13 protein-coding genes are annotated in these 14,634 nt (G+C 59.9%); 7 read left to right on the top strand and 6 right to left on the bottom strand.

Translation table 11 applies throughout. The features are described 5' to 3' along the window. Window positions 1-9: 9 nt before the first annotated feature. A complete protein-coding gene (locus tag NHU87_RS11030; RefSeq protein WP_253548210.1) occupies window positions 10-726 on the bottom strand; it encodes an LrgB family protein in 717 nt (238 codons plus the stop codon). After that, complete coding sequence (locus NHU87_RS11025; RefSeq protein WP_095633925.1) at window positions 723-1,085, bottom strand: CidA/LrgA family protein; 363 nt, start codon at window positions 1,083-1,085, stop codon at window positions 723-725. The genes NHU87_RS11030 and NHU87_RS11025 overlap by 4 nt, the downstream gene beginning before the upstream one ends. Before the next feature lie 195 nt (window positions 1,086-1,280). Here NHU87_RS11025 and NHU87_RS11020 point away from each other — a divergent pair, with 195 nt between their 5' ends. The 3 genes from NHU87_RS11020 (at window position 1,281) to NHU87_RS11010 (ending at window position 4,235) form a co-directional block, all read left to right on the top strand. Beyond that, window positions 1,281-1,736: a MaoC family dehydratase gene (locus NHU87_RS11020; protein WP_253548208.1), complete on the top strand. Its 456-nt coding sequence runs from the start codon at window positions 1,281-1,283 to the stop codon at window positions 1,734-1,736. A 114-nt stretch (window positions 1,737-1,850) separates the two neighbouring features. After that, complete coding sequence (locus NHU87_RS11015) at window positions 1,851-3,566, top strand: C13 family peptidase (protein WP_253548206.1); 1,716 nt, start codon at window positions 1,851-1,853, stop codon at window positions 3,564-3,566. A gap of 27 nt (window positions 3,567-3,593) precedes the next feature. Next, the gene (locus NHU87_RS11010; RefSeq protein WP_253548205.1) at window positions 3,594-4,235 is read left to right on the top strand and encodes an oxidoreductase; all 642 of its coding nucleotides are present in this window, start codon (window positions 3,594-3,596) and stop codon (window positions 4,233-4,235) included. An 85-nt stretch (window positions 4,236-4,320) separates the two neighbouring features. Here the strand turns inward: NHU87_RS11010 and NHU87_RS11005 are convergent, their stop codons facing one another. The 4 genes from NHU87_RS11005 to NHU87_RS10990 form a co-directional block, all read right to left on the bottom strand. Next, window positions 4,321-4,605 (bottom strand): YceK/YidQ family lipoprotein, encoded by a 285-nt coding sequence (locus NHU87_RS11005; protein WP_253548203.1) that lies wholly within the window; start codon window positions 4,603-4,605, stop codon window positions 4,321-4,323. Then, window positions 4,598-5,230, bottom strand: coding sequence for a flavin prenyltransferase UbiX (ubiX, locus tag NHU87_RS11000; RefSeq protein ID WP_007894343.1), 633 nt, complete (start codon window positions 5,228-5,230; stop codon window positions 4,598-4,600). The genes NHU87_RS11005 and ubiX overlap by 8 nt, the downstream gene beginning before the upstream one ends. Continuing rightward, entirely contained in the window at window positions 5,227-6,576 is a 1,350-nt protein-coding gene (gene mpl / locus NHU87_RS10995) for a UDP-N-acetylmuramate:L-alanyl-gamma-D-glutamyl-meso-diaminopimelate ligase (protein ID WP_253548201.1), read from the bottom strand. Before mpl ends, ubiX begins: the two co-directional genes overlap by 4 nt. 305 nt (window positions 6,577-6,881) lie before the next feature. Then, complete coding sequence (locus NHU87_RS10990; protein WP_253548199.1) at window positions 6,882-8,795, bottom strand: sigma-54-dependent Fis family transcriptional regulator; 1,914 nt, start codon at window positions 8,793-8,795, stop codon at window positions 6,882-6,884. 446 nt (window positions 8,796-9,241) lie between these two features. Here NHU87_RS10990 and exaC point away from each other — a divergent pair, with 446 nt between their 5' ends. The 4 genes from exaC to eutC all read left to right on the top strand — a co-directional run bounded on the left by exaC (window position 9,242) and on the right by eutC (window position 14,622). After that, window positions 9,242-10,762, top strand: coding sequence for an acetaldehyde dehydrogenase ExaC (exaC, locus tag NHU87_RS10985; protein WP_253548197.1), 1,521 nt, complete (start codon window positions 9,242-9,244; stop codon window positions 10,760-10,762). 132 nt (window positions 10,763-10,894) lie between these two features. Next, on the top strand, window positions 10,895-12,343 hold the full coding sequence (gene eat, locus NHU87_RS10980) for an ethanolamine permease (RefSeq protein ID WP_253548195.1): 1,449 nt from the start codon (window positions 10,895-10,897) through the stop codon (window positions 12,341-12,343). A gap of 51 nt (window positions 12,344-12,394) precedes the next feature. Further along, on the top strand, window positions 12,395-13,789 hold the full coding sequence (locus NHU87_RS10975) for an ethanolamine ammonia-lyase subunit EutB (RefSeq protein WP_253548193.1): 1,395 nt from the start codon (window positions 12,395-12,397) through the stop codon (window positions 13,787-13,789). An 8-nt stretch (window positions 13,790-13,797) separates the two neighbouring features. After that, window positions 13,798-14,622, top strand: a complete 825-nt coding sequence (eutC, locus tag NHU87_RS10970; RefSeq protein ID WP_253548191.1) for an ethanolamine ammonia-lyase subunit EutC — start codon at window positions 13,798-13,800, stop codon at window positions 14,620-14,622. Window positions 14,623-14,634: the final 12 nt, after the last annotated feature.

Below are 14,634 nucleotides of genomic sequence, written 5' to 3'. Positions count from 1 at the left end.
GACATTTCCTTACACCACCATCGACACCGCCAACGGCAGGAATACCGCCGTGGCTACGCCCATCAGACTCATCGCCAGCGCCGCGAAGGCGCCGCACTCTTCACTCTCCTGCAAGGCCACCGAAGTGCCGACCGCATGAGCGGTCATGCCCAGGGCCATACCGCGGGCCTCTGGGCTGTGGACACCGAGGCGGGTCAAAAGACTCGGCCCGAAGATCGCCCCGATCACCCCGGTAATCAACACGAACACCGCCGCCAGCGCCGCGACGCCACCAATCTGCTCCGCCACCAGCATGGCAATCGGCGAGGTAACCGATTTGGGAGCCATGGTCATCAGGATCATGTGTTCGGCGCCGAAGGACCAGCCCAGCAACACACCCATGCCCGTGGCGACCACACCACCTATCACCAGCGTAGTAAATATCGGCCAGAACAACTGCCGGATCCGCCGCAGATTGAGGTACAGCGGCACCGCCAACGCAACGGTGGCCGGCCCGAGCAAGATACTGAGGATCTCGGTGCTCTTGCGGTATTCGGCGTAACTCAGGCCGCAACCGACCAGTACAGCGATCACCAGCAACATGGAGACCAGCACCGGTTGCAGGAAAACCCAGCGGGTTTTCTCGAACGCCGCCAGCACCAATTGATACGCGCCCAACGTAATCCCGATACCGAACAATGGATGATGAATCACCGACGCCCAGGCGCCGTGCCAATCGAAAATCATTGGCCGTCCTCGCGATGAGCGTGACGCTTGACCATGCGCTGCATCAGTACGCCAGCGAAGGCCATCGACAGCAGTAGCGACAACACCAGCGCACCGGTGATCGCCCAGAAATCCGCGGCAATGTCGGCGGCGTAAACCATCACGCCCACCGCCGGCGGCACCAGCAGCAACGGCAGATAACGCAGCAGGCTGCTGGCCGCCAGGTTCAGCGGCTCGCCGACTTGACCGCGGATAATCAGATACCCCAGCAGCAACAGCAGGCCAATAATCGGCCCCGGCAGCACCGGTAAAAACAAATGGTTGAGGGCGGTGCCGAGCAATTGAAAAAGCACCAGCCAAGTCAGGCCACGTAACAACATCCATCATCTCCCGCGCGCGCTCCCCACAAGAAGGGGCCCGACATTATAAGCACGCCAACGCTATGAATCGGCATTCGCCAAAAGCATGAATAGTTGACCGGAGCAATTTGCCATGTTGATCTAAAGTGGTTCACAGGGAGGTCAAATCCCCCCACTCGAAAAACTATAAAACCGATGAACCCAAGGAGAGTCTCAATGCCCTATGTTCCAGTTGCAGAGCTCAAAGATTATGTCGGCAAGGAACTCGGACGTTCCCAATGGCTCACCATCGACCAGGAACGTATCAACCTGTTCGCAGAAGCCACAGGCGATTATCAGTTCATCCATGTCGACCCGGTCAAAGCCGCGCAAACACCTTTTGGCGGCACCATCGCCCATGGTTTCCTGTCGCTGTCGCTGATCCCCAAACTGATGGAAGACATCCTCATCCTGCCCGAAGGCGCGAAGATGGTAGTCAACTACGGCCTGGACAGCGTGCGTTTCATCCAGCCCGTGAAGGTCAATTCCAGGGTTCGACTCAAGGTCGACATGAACGACGTTACCGAGAAGAAACCCGGTCAATGGTTGCTCAAAGCCACCGCCACGCTTGAAATCGAAGGGTCGGACAAACCGGCGTACATCGCCGAGCCACTCTCCCTCTGCTTCGTGTAAAGCATCCCGGATGCGAAGCAGCTCACGCTGTTTCGCGCCGTGTCTCTGCCGTGTCTCTATAAATGCGACACATAGCTGCGGCATACTCGGTCGCCTAATTGCCCGGATCCCGCTATGCGCTCACTTGCACTCCTTGCTTTGACCCTGTTGCTCACCGCTTGCGGCGATGGCGAATCGCTGTTGCCCCCCGATGCTCGCCTGCCGGACGGCGGACGCTATCGCGGTGATCTGGTCAATGGCTTGCTGCAAGGCGAGGGCCGCATCGATTACCCGAACGGCAGCTGGTACGCCGGCCAGTTCGATAAAGGCCAGTGGCATGGCCAGGGTGAATGGCACGGCAGCAACGGCGAGGTCTATCGCGGGCAATTCCAGCAAGGGCTATTCGACGGCCAAGGCACGCTGACCACCACTGGCAGCAGCTATACCGGCGGTTTCAAGGCGGGTCGACGCGACGGTGAAGGCACCCTCAAAGAAAACGCCATGACCTATCGCGGCGAATTCAAGGCCGATCAATATTCAGGGCTCGGTCGTCTGGAACTCGCAGACGGCAGCCAGTACCAGGGTCAATTCGCCCACGGCAAACCCAACGGCGAAGGCCAACGCAGCGATGCCAGCGGCAATCAGTTCACCGGGCATTTCGCCAACGGCCAACTGGAAGGCAATGGCACCTTCAACAGCGCCGATGGTGATATCTATGTCGGCGGTTTCAAGAACAATCAACTGCATGGCAAGGGCCGCTACGAAAACGCCGATGGCGATGTCTGGCTCGGTCAGTTCAAGGAAGGCGTGCTCAGCGGCAAGGGCGAGTTGATCGGCGCCGACGGCAGTCACTACATCGGTCAGTTCAGCGACTGGCGTTTCACCGGTCAGGGTCGCTTGAACCTGGCCGATGGCAGTTTCTATGTCGGCCAGTTCGACGGCGACAACTATCAGGGCCAAGGTACTTTGGTGCTGACCGATGGCACGGTGCAGAGCGGCACCTGGGTCAATAGTCAACGCGTGCGCGACGCCGACGGCAAGCTGCTGCCCGACCCGCTCGAACTCGGCTTGTTGGCCCAAGGTCGCTTGCTCGACGATGCGCTGGCCAACGTGCCGGCCTCGACCCCGGCGGTCGAACTGTACACCTTGACCCTCGGCGGCGACGGCAAGCAGAGCGTGTTTCTGCGCGAGTCCGACTACGTCGCCAACATGCTCGCCAGCCGTTTCGGTGCTTTCGGCCAGATCCGCCTGGTCAACCATCGCGACCATCTGGGCGACCGGCCGATGGCCACCCGGGAAAACCTGCGCCGCGCCGCCCAGACCCTGGCCGAACGCAGCGGCCCGGAAGACTTGCTGTTCATTTACCTGACCAGCCATGGCACCAGCGAACACGAACTGGTACTCGACCAGCCACGCCTGGAACTGGCCGACCTGCCGGCCGACGAACTGGCCGCCGTTCTCGCGCCCCTGAAGAAACGCGACAAAATCATCGTGATTTCATCCTGTTATTCCGGCGGCTTCATCCCCGCCCTCAAGGACGAACGCACCCTGATCATGACCGCCTCGCGCGCCGATCGAGTGTCCTTCGGGTGTTCGGAAGAAGCCAACTTCACGTATTTCGGTGATGCGCTGTTCGCCCAGGCGCTGAACCAGACCGACGATCTGGAACAAGCTTTCAAACTGGCCAGGGCCACCGTGGCCGAGCGTGAACTGGCCGATAATTTCGAAGCTTCCGAGCCGCAAATCTGGGCCCCGAAAACCGTGCTCGCCCACTGGCAATCGTTACGCAAACAGCAGGCACGAAAGGCGCTGCAAAGTGTCTCTATCAGCAAGGATGAAAAGAGCAACTAAGCTGAATAGTATCAAGGGGGAATGACTATGTACTTGACGCCTCAGCATGTATTGCTTGCCGGAGCTACCGGGTTAACCGGTGAACATTTGCTTGACCGTCTACTCAACGAGCCAACGATCACACGGGTATTAGCCCCCTCACGCCGGCCACTGGCCGAGCATCCTCACCTGGAAAACCCGGTCGGCGACCCGGCAACGTTTTTGCCGCAATTGAACGGTCGCGTCGACATTGCCTACTGCTGCCTCGGTACCACGCTCAAGCAGGCCGGCTCCGAGCAAGCGTTTCGCGCGGTGGACCTGGACATGGTCGTGGCCTTCGCCAAACGTGCGCGGGAAATGGGTGCACGGCACTTGATCGTGATCAGTGCCTTGGGTGCCGATCGGCGATCCTCGATTTTCTACAACCGGGTCAAAGGCGAGATGGAACACGCATTGCGCGCGCAGAATTGGCCGCAGTTGACCATTTGCCGGCCTTCGCTGTTGTTGGGCGATCGCGTCGAGCCGCGACTGGGCGAGAAAGTTGCCGGTCCGTTGTCGCGATTGATCCCAGGTAAATACCACGGCATCGAAGCCTGCCAATTGGCCCGCGCCATGTGGCGTCTGGCATTGGAAGAGCAGGATGGCGTGCGGATTGTCGAGTCGGATGAGTTGCGCAAGTTAGGTAAGTAAGATCAAAAGATCGCAGCCTTCGGCAGCTCCTACATAGGTATGTGTACACCAGTAGGAGCTGCCGAAGGCTGCGATCTTTTGCTTTTTACAATCCACCCGTCGCCTGAAAACTTACGCCAATCACCGTCAACAACGACAGCGGCAACAGCAGCGTGTCGAGCAAGGCACTGGCCGGCAGGTCAACACCCGGATAAGTCGGCGCTTCTGCGCCAAATCGGTCCATGGCGCAGCAACCGCCGTTCATCGCATACCAATCCAGACGCGTTCCCGAATACACCACCGGCGCTCCAGGCTTGGCGGCATCGAGGGTGCGCGCCGTGGCGCAGCCCGCCAATTGCAAAGCCAGCAGAATGATCAGCAGCTTATTCATCGCTGCTCAAATGGTGTTCACCCCAGCGCGGCAGCATGTCTTGCGGGATGTTTAAACAGTTGAGAATTCGCGCCACGACGAAGTCGATCAAGTCATCGATGGTCTGCGGCTGATGATAGAAACCTGGCGACGCCGGCAGAATGGTCACGCCCATGTTCGACAGCTTGAGCATGTTCTCCAGATGAATGCTCGAATACGGCGCCTCGCGCGGCACCAGAATCAACTGGCGGCGCTCCTTCAAGGTCACGTCGGCAGCCCGTTCGATCAAGTTGTTGCAGGCCCCGGTCGCGATAGCCGACAAGGTGCCGGTGGAGCACGGCACCACCACCATCGCCGCTGGCGAACCAGAGCCCGAAGCCACCGGCGACATCCAGTCTTCCTTGCCATACACCCGAATCTGCCCGGCAGCCGCACCGGTGTATTCCGTGAGGAAGGCTTGCATCATCTGTGGTTTGGACGGCAGCGAAACATCGGTCTCGGTGGCCATCACCAGTTGTGCAGCCTTGGAAATCAGGAAGTGCACCTCGCGGTCTTCACGCACCAGGCAGTCGAGCAGGCGCAAGCCGTACTGGGCGCCCGAAGCGCCGGTCATCGCCAGCGTGATGCGTTCCGGGCCGTTGTTCATTGCAGCGCCTCGGCCAGTTTGCCGTGCAGGCCACCGAAACCGCCGTTGCTCATGATCACCACGTGCGTGCCGGGCTGAGCCTGGCTCTTCACGCGCTCGATTATGCCTTCCAGGGAATCGCTGACGATCGACGGGACGGTGCACAACGCGGCAGTGGCACCCAGGTCCCAACCGAGGTTGGCCGGCGCATACCAGATCACTTGATCGGCATCGACCACACTTTCCGGCAAGCCATCGCGGTGAGCGCCGAGCTTCATGGAGTTGGAGCGCGGCTCGATGATCGCGATCAACGGCGCATCGCCAATGCGTTTGCGCAGACCGTCAAGCGTGGTGGCGATGGCGGTCGGGTGGTGAGCGAAGTCGTCGTAAATGGTGATACCACGCACTTCCGCCACTTTTTCCATCCTGCGCTTCACGCTTTTGAACGCGCTCAGTGCAGCGATGCCCATCGATGGCACTACACCGACGTGACGCGCGGCGGCCAAGGTGGCCAAGGCATTGGCGACGTTGTGCTGACCGGTCATGTCCCACTCGACCACGCCTTGAACGGCGCCTTCGAACATCACTTCGAATTTCGAACCGTCTTCGCTGAGCAGCTTGACCTGCCACTGACCGCCGGCACCGGTGGTTTGCACCGGGGTCCAGCAGCCCATTTCGATCACGCGCAGCAATGCCGGTTCGGTGGTCGGATGGATCACCAGGCCTTCGCTCGGAATGGTCCGCACCAAATGATGGAATTGCCGCTCGATGGCTGGCAGATCGGGGAAGATGTCGGCGTGATCGAATTCAAGATTATTCAGAATCGCAGTACGCGGACGGTAGTGAACGAATTTCGAGCGTTTGTCGAAGAACGCACTGTCGTATTCGTCGGCTTCGATCACGAAGAACGGCGTGCCGCCCAAACGCGCCGACACCGAGAAATTCTGCGGCACGCCGCCGATCAGGAAACCCGGGCTCATGCCGGCGTATTCCAGAACCCAGGCGAGCATGCTGCTGGTGGTGGTTTTGCCGTGAGTGCCGGCAACCGCCAGCACCCAGCGGCCTTGCAGTACGTGATCCGCCAGCCATTGCGGGCCGGAGACATACGGCAGGCCTTTGTTCAGCACGTATTCGACGGCCGGGTTGCCACGAGACATAGCATTGCCGATCACCACCAGATCCGGAGCCGGATCGAGCTGCGCCGGGTCGTAACCTTGGGTCAACTCAATGCCCTGGGCTTGCAGCTGGGTGCTCATCGGCGGATAGACGTTGGCATCGGAGCCCGTCACGTGATGGCCCAGCTCTTTGGCCAGAACCGCCATCGAACCCATGAAAGTGCCGCAGATACCAAGAATATGAATGTGCATAGTCGACCTCGTAAAACATGGCCGCAGGTTAGCGTAGGGTAGGAAAATTCGCACCTTGTGTTTCAAGACAAACACCACAACCCCGTAGGAGCGAGGCTTGCCCGCGAACAACGATAACGCGGTGCATCAGGTAAACCGCGTGATGGCCTTCGCGGGCAAGCCTCAATGCCGGTCAGTTAAGCGAAATTTCTGTAGGAGCGAGGCTTGCCCGCGAAGAATGCACCGCGGTTTTTCAGGTATTACGCGTCATCGTTCTTCGCGGGCAAGCCTCGCTCCTACAGGATCAGGGTCAGGATTCGGTGCACCTAGCGGGAGATACCGTGCTTACGCAGTTTTCTGTAGAGGGTATTGCGGCTGACGCCCAGCTGTTCAGCCGTGTGGGTCATGTGCCAGCGCTGTTGCTCCAGCACGGTCAGCAACGCCAGCCGCTCGGCATCATCCAGCGGATACTCGGACGGCTCTTCAACCGCCGACGCCGTCACCGGCCGGGACTGGCGGATCGTCGCCGGCAAATCCTCCAGCCCGATTCGACCGCCGTCACACAACGCCGCCAGGGTTCGCAGCACATTGCGCAACTGCCGCACATTCCCCGGCCAGGCAAAATCCAGTAAGGCCTGCCGCGCCGGCCCGTCGATCAATACCGTTTCCCCGCCCGCCTCTTCGGCCAGCAAAAAGTCGAGCAACTGTGATTTGTCAGCGCGCTCACGCAGTGCCGGCAATGCGACCTCCAGCCCATTGAGCCGGTAATACAAATCTTCGCGGAAACTGCCGTCCTGCACCCGTTCAAGCAGATTGCGGTGAGTGGCGCTGATGATCCGTACATTGACCGATTCCGGCTCACCGCCAATCGGCACCACCTGACGATCTTCCAGCACCCTTAATAAGCGGGTCTGCATGCTCAGCGGCATGTCGCCGATTTCATCGAGAAATAAAGTCCCGCCATCGGCCTGTTGCAACTTGCCACGCATGCCTTCCTTGCGGGCACCGGTGAAGCTGCCGCCGCGATAGCCGAACAGTTCGCTCTCGATGAGGCTTTCGGGAATTGCCGCGCAATTGAGGGCGACGAACGATTTTTCTGCCCGTTGGCTAGCCTGATGCACAGCTTTGGCGAAGGCCTCCTTGCCTGAGCCGGTTTCGCCATTGATCAGCAACGGCACGTCTCGTTCAAACACGCGCAAGGCCTTGCGGAAATCCTCCTGCAACGCGGCATCGCCCAGGCAAATGCCTGACAAGCGCGCACGCTCGGCAACCATCGGGCTTTGCACCACTGGCACCGGAATACTGCACGGCTGCCCGCGCAACACGGCAAACAGCCGCCGCCCGTCACGGGTGCGCAATGGCCAACTGGCGCTGGCATTGGCGCTCGCGCGACCGAGCAATTCATCCAGCGAGCAGTCGAAAAATGCCTCCACCGGTTTACCCAACAACCCACCACGAATATGCCCCAGCAAATTCAGCGCACTCTGGTTGACCGCACTGATCCGCCCTTCCCCGTCGAACGCCAGCAACCCTTCGCTGAACAGCCCGACGGATTCAGCCTGCAGGTGAAAACGCAGCAACCATTGATTGTCGAAGTAACGCAGGAAATAGCAGCTCTCGATCATCTTCGCCGACAGATTGACCAGGGCCATGGTGTGGAACTGACTCTGCCGCGAAACTTCGTGACGCGCCGAAGACACGTCGAGCACCGCCAGTAGCTCGCCGTGAGGATCGAACACCGGGCTCGCCGAGCAGGTCAGGCCGGTGTGACGACCACGAAAATGTTCGTCTTGATGGATGGTCAGGGACTGACGCTCCACCAGGCAGGTGCCGATGCCATTGGTGCCTTCGCAGGCTTCGCTCCAGTCGGCGCCCAGCCAAAGGCCGGCGCGCTCGAAAATCTTCCGTTCGGTGGGCGCGGTGACGCAGTTGAGGATCACCCCGCGGGCATCGGTCAGCAGCACCGCGTGGCCGGCGCCGGAAAGTTGCTGGTGGAGGCTGGTCATTTCGGTGCCGGCGATCTGCAGCACCTGCTGCAAGCGTTCGCGGCTTTCCAGCACGCGGCCATGTTCCAGCACCGTCGGTGCCATGGTCAGGGCCGGGTCGAGGTGATAGTCCTCAAGACAACGCAGCCAGGAACGGGCAATGGACGGATCGCTGCCGGGACCGTGCAGGTGGGATTTACCCTGGGTCACGGTCAGCACTTGCTGGGCATGGCGACTCAAATGGTTGTCGTGCATTTCTTATTATTCTCCCCGAGCGGTTTACACCGCCCCTGTAGGAGCTGTCGAGTGAAACGAGGCTGCGATCTTTTGATCTTGTTCCTTAAAAGCAAAATCAAAAGATCGCAGCCTCGTTTCACTCGACAGCTCCTACAGGGTTATGCGGCAGCATCAAAGGTGTGTAAGTCCTATGACTTAGTCATATGGGCACCGAGCATCCTCCAGCCTGGCCTGCATTGCAATGCTGGCAAGACCCGTCAGTCACAGGCTGCGCCACAAACGGTACAAAGTGTCACGGGGGCTGTACCGCAAGCGTCACAAACGCCACCCATCCGTCCGACAAAAAACACGCAAGGCCTTGATTTTCCAGACCTGCAAGGCAGTGGCCCGACCTTTGCTCTACGCTTATACAGCGCTCTGGCGCGCCCTCCCTTATAAGCACAAAAGCCAAGGAGAAACCCATCATGCGTTACGCTCACCCAGGTACTGAAGGCGCTATCGTTTCGTTCAAGAGCAAATACGGCAACTATATCGGCGGCGAGTTCGTCGCGCCTGTCAAAGGTCAGTACTTCACCAATACATCGCCGGTCAACGGCCAGCCTATTGCCGAATTCCCGCGTTCCACCGCCGAAGACATCGAAAAGGCCCTGGACGCTGCCCATGCCGCCGCCGATGCCTGGGGCGCAACGTCCGCCCAGGCTCGCTCGCTGGTCCTGCTGAAAATCGCCGATCGCATCGAACAGAACCTGGAAGTGCTGGCGATCACCGAATCCTGGGACAACGGCAAGGCTGTGCGCGAAACCCTCAATGCCGACATCCCGCTGGCCGCCGACCATTTCCGCTACTTCGCCGGTTGCATCCGCGCCCAGGAAGGCAGCGCCGCCGAGATCGACGGCAACACCGTGGCCTATCACATCCATGAACCGCTGGGCGTGGTCGGACAGATTATTCCGTGGAACTTCCCGATTCTGATGGCCGCCTGGAAACTCGCCCCGGCCCTGGCCGCCGGTAACTGCGTGGTCCTTAAACCGGCCGAGCAAACCCCGCTGGGCATCACCGTGCTGATGGAGCTGATCGGCGACTTGCTGCCACCCGGCGTGCTCAACGTGGTGCAAGGTTTCGGCAAAGAGGCCGGGGAAGCCTTGGCCACCAGCAAGCGTATTGCCAAGATCGCCTTCACCGGCTCGACCCCGGTCGGCTCGCACATCATGAAATGCGCCGCCGAAAACATCATTCCGTCCACCGTGGAGCTGGGTGGCAAGTCGCCGAACATCTTCTTCGCCGACATCATGCAAGCCGAACCGACCTTCATCGAGAAAGCCGCCGAAGGCCTGGTGCTGGCATTCTTCAACCAGGGTGAAGTCTGCACCTGCCCGTCCCGCGCCCTGGTGCAAGAGTCGATCTACGACGAGTTCATGCAAGTGGTGATGAAGAAGGTCCTGCAAATCAAACGTGGCGACCCGCTGGACACCGACACCATGGTCGGCGCCCAGGCGTCCGAGCAGCAATTCGACAAAATCCTTTCGTACCTGGACATCGCCAAGGGCGAAGGCGCCGAGCTGTTGACCGGTGGCAAGGTGGAAAAACTCGAGGGCAGCCTGGCGACCGGGTATTACATCCAGCCGACCCTACTCAAGGGCACCAACAAAATGCGCGTGTTCCAGGAAGAAATCTTTGGCCCGGTGGTGAGCATCACCACCTTCAAGGACGAAGCCGAAGCCCTGGCCATCGCCAACGACACCGAGTTCGGCCTGGGCGCCGGTCTCTGGACCCGCGACATCAACCGCGCCTATCGCATGGGCCGCGCCATCAAGGCCGGTCGTGTGTGGACCAACTGCTACCACCTGTACCCGGCGCACGCCGCGTTCGGCGGTTACAAGAAGTCCGGCGTCGGTCGTGAAACCCACAAAATGATGCTCGACCACTATCAGCAGACCAAAAACCTGCTGGTGAGCTACGACATCAATCCGTTGGGCTTCTTCTAAACGTCTGTCGCGAGCAAGCCACTTCCTGTGGGAACGGGCTTGCTCGCGAAACGTTGAATATCCAGCAGAAATATCTAGCGTCACCCCCGGCAAAAATGCCGACTAAAAAACAATAAGAACAGGTGAACCCCTATGCCTAGCGATCAAGCCAGCGCGCAGCCGGCAATCTCCTCCGTCGACTTCGAAAAAGTCGGCTCCGATTATTTCCAACAACGTGAACTGAAAAAAGGTGCGGCGGGCTGGGTCCTGCTGGTGGGCCTGGGTGTGGCCTATGTCATCTCAGGCGATTACGCCGGCTGGAACTTCGGTTTGGCGCAAGGCGGATGGGGCGGCATGTTTCTCGCCACGTTGCTGATGGCCACCATGTACTTGTGCATGTGCTTCTCCCTGGCCGAATTGTCTTCGATGATCCCGACCGCCGGCGGTGGCTACGGATTTGCCCGTAGCGCATTCGGGCCCTGGGGCGGGTTCCTCACCGGAACCGCGATCCTGATCGAGTACGCGATCGCCCCTGCGGCGATCGCGGTGTTTATCGGGGCGTATTGCGAGTCGCTGTTCGGCATAGGCGGCTGGATGATTTACCTGGCGTTCTACATCATCTTTATCGCCATTCACATTTTCGGTGTCGGCGAGGCCCTGAAACTGATGTTCGTGATCACCGCCGTCGCGGCCTTGGCATTGGCAGTATTTCTGATCGCGATGGTGCCGCACTTCAACGTCGCCAATTTGCTGGACATCCCGGTGACCGAGGCCAAAGGCGCCAGCAGCTTCCTGCCCTTCGGCTATGTCGGCGTCTGGGCAGCCATTCCTTACGCAATCTGGTTCTTCCTGGCCGTCGAAGGTGTGCCACTGGCGGCAGAAGAAACCAAAAACCCGAAACGCGATCTGCCGCGCGGCTTAATCGGCGCCATGCTGGTGCTGGTGAGCTTTGCCCTGCTGATTCTGGTTATCGGTCCTGGCGGTGCGGGCGCCAATGCCCTGTTGACCTCGGGCAATCCGTTGGTCGAAGCCCTGAGCAAGGCCTATGGCGGTTCGACCTGGATGGGCCACTTTGTCAATCTGGTGGGCCTGGCCGGGCTGATCGCCAGTTTCTTCTCGATCATCTATGCCTACTCGCGGCAGATCTTTGCCTTGTCCCGAGCTGGTTATCTGCCGCGCAAACTGTCCGAAACCAATAAAAGCAAGGCCCCGGTGCTGGCGTTGATCATTCCCGGCATCATCGGCTTTGGCCTGTCACTGACCGGCCAGGGCGACCTGCTGATTCTGGTGGCGGTGTTCGGCGCGACCATCTCCTATGTGCTGATGATGGCCGCGCACATCACCTTGCGTATCCGTCGCCCCAAAATGGATCGGCCGTACCGCACGCCGGGCGGTATCTTCACCTCAGGCGTGGCACTGGTGTTAGCTTGCATCGCCGTGGTGGCGGGCTTTCTGGTGGATCCGCGGGTGGTGATTGGCGCCGCGATCATCTATGGAGTGTTAATTGCTTACTTTGCCTTCTACAGTCGGCATCACTTGGTAGCAGGCACGCCCGAAGAAGAGTTCGCGGCCATTCAGAAAGCTGAAGAAGCCTTGCACTAACGGCCGCAAATCCCGGTGCAGGCCCTGTCTGCGCCGTCACGGAGAATCTGTATGGCGAGTTTTGCTCACACGGTCGGCGCCCAGACCTACCGCTTCGACAGCCTCAAGGACGTCATGGCCAAAGCCAGCCCGGCGCGCTCCGGGGACTTTCTGGCCGGCGTTGCCGCCCTCAACGATGGCGAGCGAGTGGCCGCGCAAATGGCCCTGGCTGACATCCCGCTGACTCATTTCCTACAAGAAGTGCTGATCCCTTACGAGACCGATGAAGTCACCCGGCTGATCATCGACACTCACGATAAACAGGCTTTCAAAGCGGTCAGCCACCTCACTGTCGGCGGCTTTCGCGACTGGCTGCTCAGCGACGCCGCCGACGAACAGAGCCTGCGCGCCCTCGCGCCAGGCCTGACCCCGGAAATGGCCGCCGCCGTATCGAAGATCATGCGCGTGCAGGACTTGGTGCTGGTGGCGCAGAAAATCCGCGTGATCACGAAATTCCGCGGCACGCTGGGCCTGCGCGGCCGGCTCTCTACGCGCCTGCAACCCAATCACCCCACCGACGAACCGGCCGGTATCGCCGCGAGCATTCTCGACGGCCTGCTGTACGGCAACGGTGACGCGATGATCGGTATCAACCCGGCCACCGACAGCATCGCGTCGATCTGCGCCATGCTGGAAATGCTCGATGCAATCATCCAGCGCTATGAAATTCCTACACAGGCCTGCGTGCTTACCCACGTCACCACTTCCATCGAGGCAGTGAATCGCGGCGTTCCGCTGGACCTGGTGTTCCAGTCGATCGCCGGCACTGAAGCGGCCAATGCCAGTTTCGGCATCAACCTCAACGTCTTGCAGGAAGGCTATGACGCGGGTTTGAGCCTGAATCGCGGCACCTTGGGCCAGAATCTGATGTATTTCGAGACCGGCCAAGGCAGCGCCTTGTCGGCCAACGCTCACCATGGCATCGATCAACAGACCTGCGAAACCCGCGCCTACGCCGTAGCGCGCCATTTCAAACCGTTTCTGGTAAATACCGTCGTAGGCTTCATCGGCCCGGAATACCTCTACAACGGCAAACAGATCATCCGCGCCGGCCTCGAAGACCACTTCTGCGGCAAGCTGCTGGGCGTGCCCATGGGTTGCGATATCTGTTACACCAATCACGCCGAAGCCGATCAGGACGACATGGACACCCTGCTGACCCTGTTGGGCGTGGCCGGGATCAACTTCATCATGGGCATCCCCGGCTCCGACGACATCATGCTCAACTACCAGACCACCTCGTTCCACGACGCCCTCTACGCCCGGAAAACCTTAGGCTTGAAACCAGCGCCAGAATTTGAACAGTGGCTGGCGAACATGGGCATCTTCACCCAGGCAGACGGCAAAATTCACTTCGGCGACAACCTGCCGCCGGCCTTCCGTCAGGCCATGGCGCAACTGGGATGAGTATTGAGATGGATAAACCACCTGTCGATCCGCAAAACCCATTGCTGGAGCTGCGTCGCCTGACCCCGGCACGTATTGCCCTCGGTCGCACCGGCACCAGTATGCCGACCGGCGCGCAGCTGGATTTTCAGTACGCCCATGCACAGGCCCGGGATGCGGTGCACCTGCCGTTCGACCACATGGGGCTCAGTTCGCAACTGGCCGAACGTGGGCGTGAGAGTTTACTGCTGCACAGCGCCGCCACAGACCGGAACAGCTATCTGCAGCGCCCCGATCTAGGACGCAAGCTAAGTGATGAGTCGGCGCAAACGCTACGCGACTACGCGCAGAGTCATCCTGGCGGGGTGGATCTGGCCGTCGTGGTGGCCGATGGCCTCTCGGCATTGGCCGTTCATCGCCACACCTTGGCGTTTCTGGCGCGCATGGAAGAACAGACAGCCGCTGAGGGCTGGTCCCTGTCGCCGGTGATTCTGGTGGAACAGGGCCGAGTCGCGGTAGCCGACGAGATTGGCGAGCTGCTGGGCGCCAAAATGGTGGTCATTTTGATCGGCGAACGCCCTGGCTTGAGCTCGCCAGACAGCCTGGGGTTGTATTTCACCTATAATCCAAAGGTCGGACTGACGGATGCCTATCGCAACTGCATCTCGAATGTCCGCCTCGAAGGCTTGAGTTACGGCATGGCGGCACACCGTTTGCTGTATTTGATGCGCGAAGCCTGTCGGCGGCAGTTATCAGGGGTCAGTCTTAAGGACGAAGCCCAGGTTCAGACGCTGGAGTCGGACATTGGTGCGGACATTAAAGGTAATTTCCTACTGAGCCCGTCGGATGCCTGAACCGTTTCCGCA

Origin of the sequence: Pseudomonas mandelii (assembly GCF_024138395.1) — a bacterium.
In the GTDB taxonomy this organism is placed as follows: domain Bacteria; phylum Pseudomonadota; class Gammaproteobacteria; order Pseudomonadales; family Pseudomonadaceae; genus Aquipseudomonas; species Aquipseudomonas mandelii_E.
The sequence above is the reverse complement of the archived record's forward strand: the minus strand, read 5'-3'. Positions and strand labels throughout refer to the sequence as shown.

Excerpts from the sequence above, each read along its gene's own strand:
- exaC (WP_253548197.1), top strand. The coding sequence starts at position 9,242 with ATGCGTTACGCTCACCCAGGTACTGAAGGCGCTATCGTTTCGTTCAAG.
- mpl (WP_253548201.1), bottom strand. The coding sequence starts at position 6,576 with ATGCACATTCATATTCTTGGTATCTGCGGCACTTTCATGGGTTCGATG.
- NHU87_RS11010 (WP_253548205.1), top strand. The coding sequence starts at position 3,594 with ATGTACTTGACGCCTCAGCATGTATTGCTTGCCGGAGCTACCGGGTTA.
- NHU87_RS10990 (WP_253548199.1), bottom strand. The coding sequence starts at position 8,795 with ATGCACGACAACCATTTGAGTCGCCATGCCCAGCAAGTGCTGACCGTG.
- NHU87_RS11020 (WP_253548208.1), top strand. The coding sequence starts at position 1,281 with ATGCCCTATGTTCCAGTTGCAGAGCTCAAAGATTATGTCGGCAAGGAA.
- eat (WP_253548195.1), top strand. The coding sequence starts at position 10,895 with ATGCCTAGCGATCAAGCCAGCGCGCAGCCGGCAATCTCCTCCGTCGAC.
- ubiX (WP_007894343.1), bottom strand. The coding sequence starts at position 5,230 with ATGAACAACGGCCCGGAACGCATCACGCTGGCGATGACCGGCGCTTCG.
- NHU87_RS11015 (WP_253548206.1), top strand. The coding sequence starts at position 1,851 with ATGCGCTCACTTGCACTCCTTGCTTTGACCCTGTTGCTCACCGCTTGC.
- NHU87_RS11005 (WP_253548203.1), bottom strand. The coding sequence starts at position 4,605 with ATGAATAAGCTGCTGATCATTCTGCTGGCTTTGCAATTGGCGGGCTGC.
- NHU87_RS11030 (WP_253548210.1), bottom strand. The coding sequence starts at position 726 with ATGATTTTCGATTGGCACGGCGCCTGGGCGTCGGTGATTCATCATCCA.
- eutC (WP_253548191.1), top strand. The coding sequence starts at position 13,798 with ATGGATAAACCACCTGTCGATCCGCAAAACCCATTGCTGGAGCTGCGT.
- NHU87_RS11025 (WP_095633925.1), bottom strand. The coding sequence starts at position 1,085 with ATGTTGTTACGTGGCCTGACTTGGCTGGTGCTTTTTCAATTGCTCGGC.
- NHU87_RS10975 (WP_253548193.1), top strand. The coding sequence starts at position 12,395 with ATGGCGAGTTTTGCTCACACGGTCGGCGCCCAGACCTACCGCTTCGAC.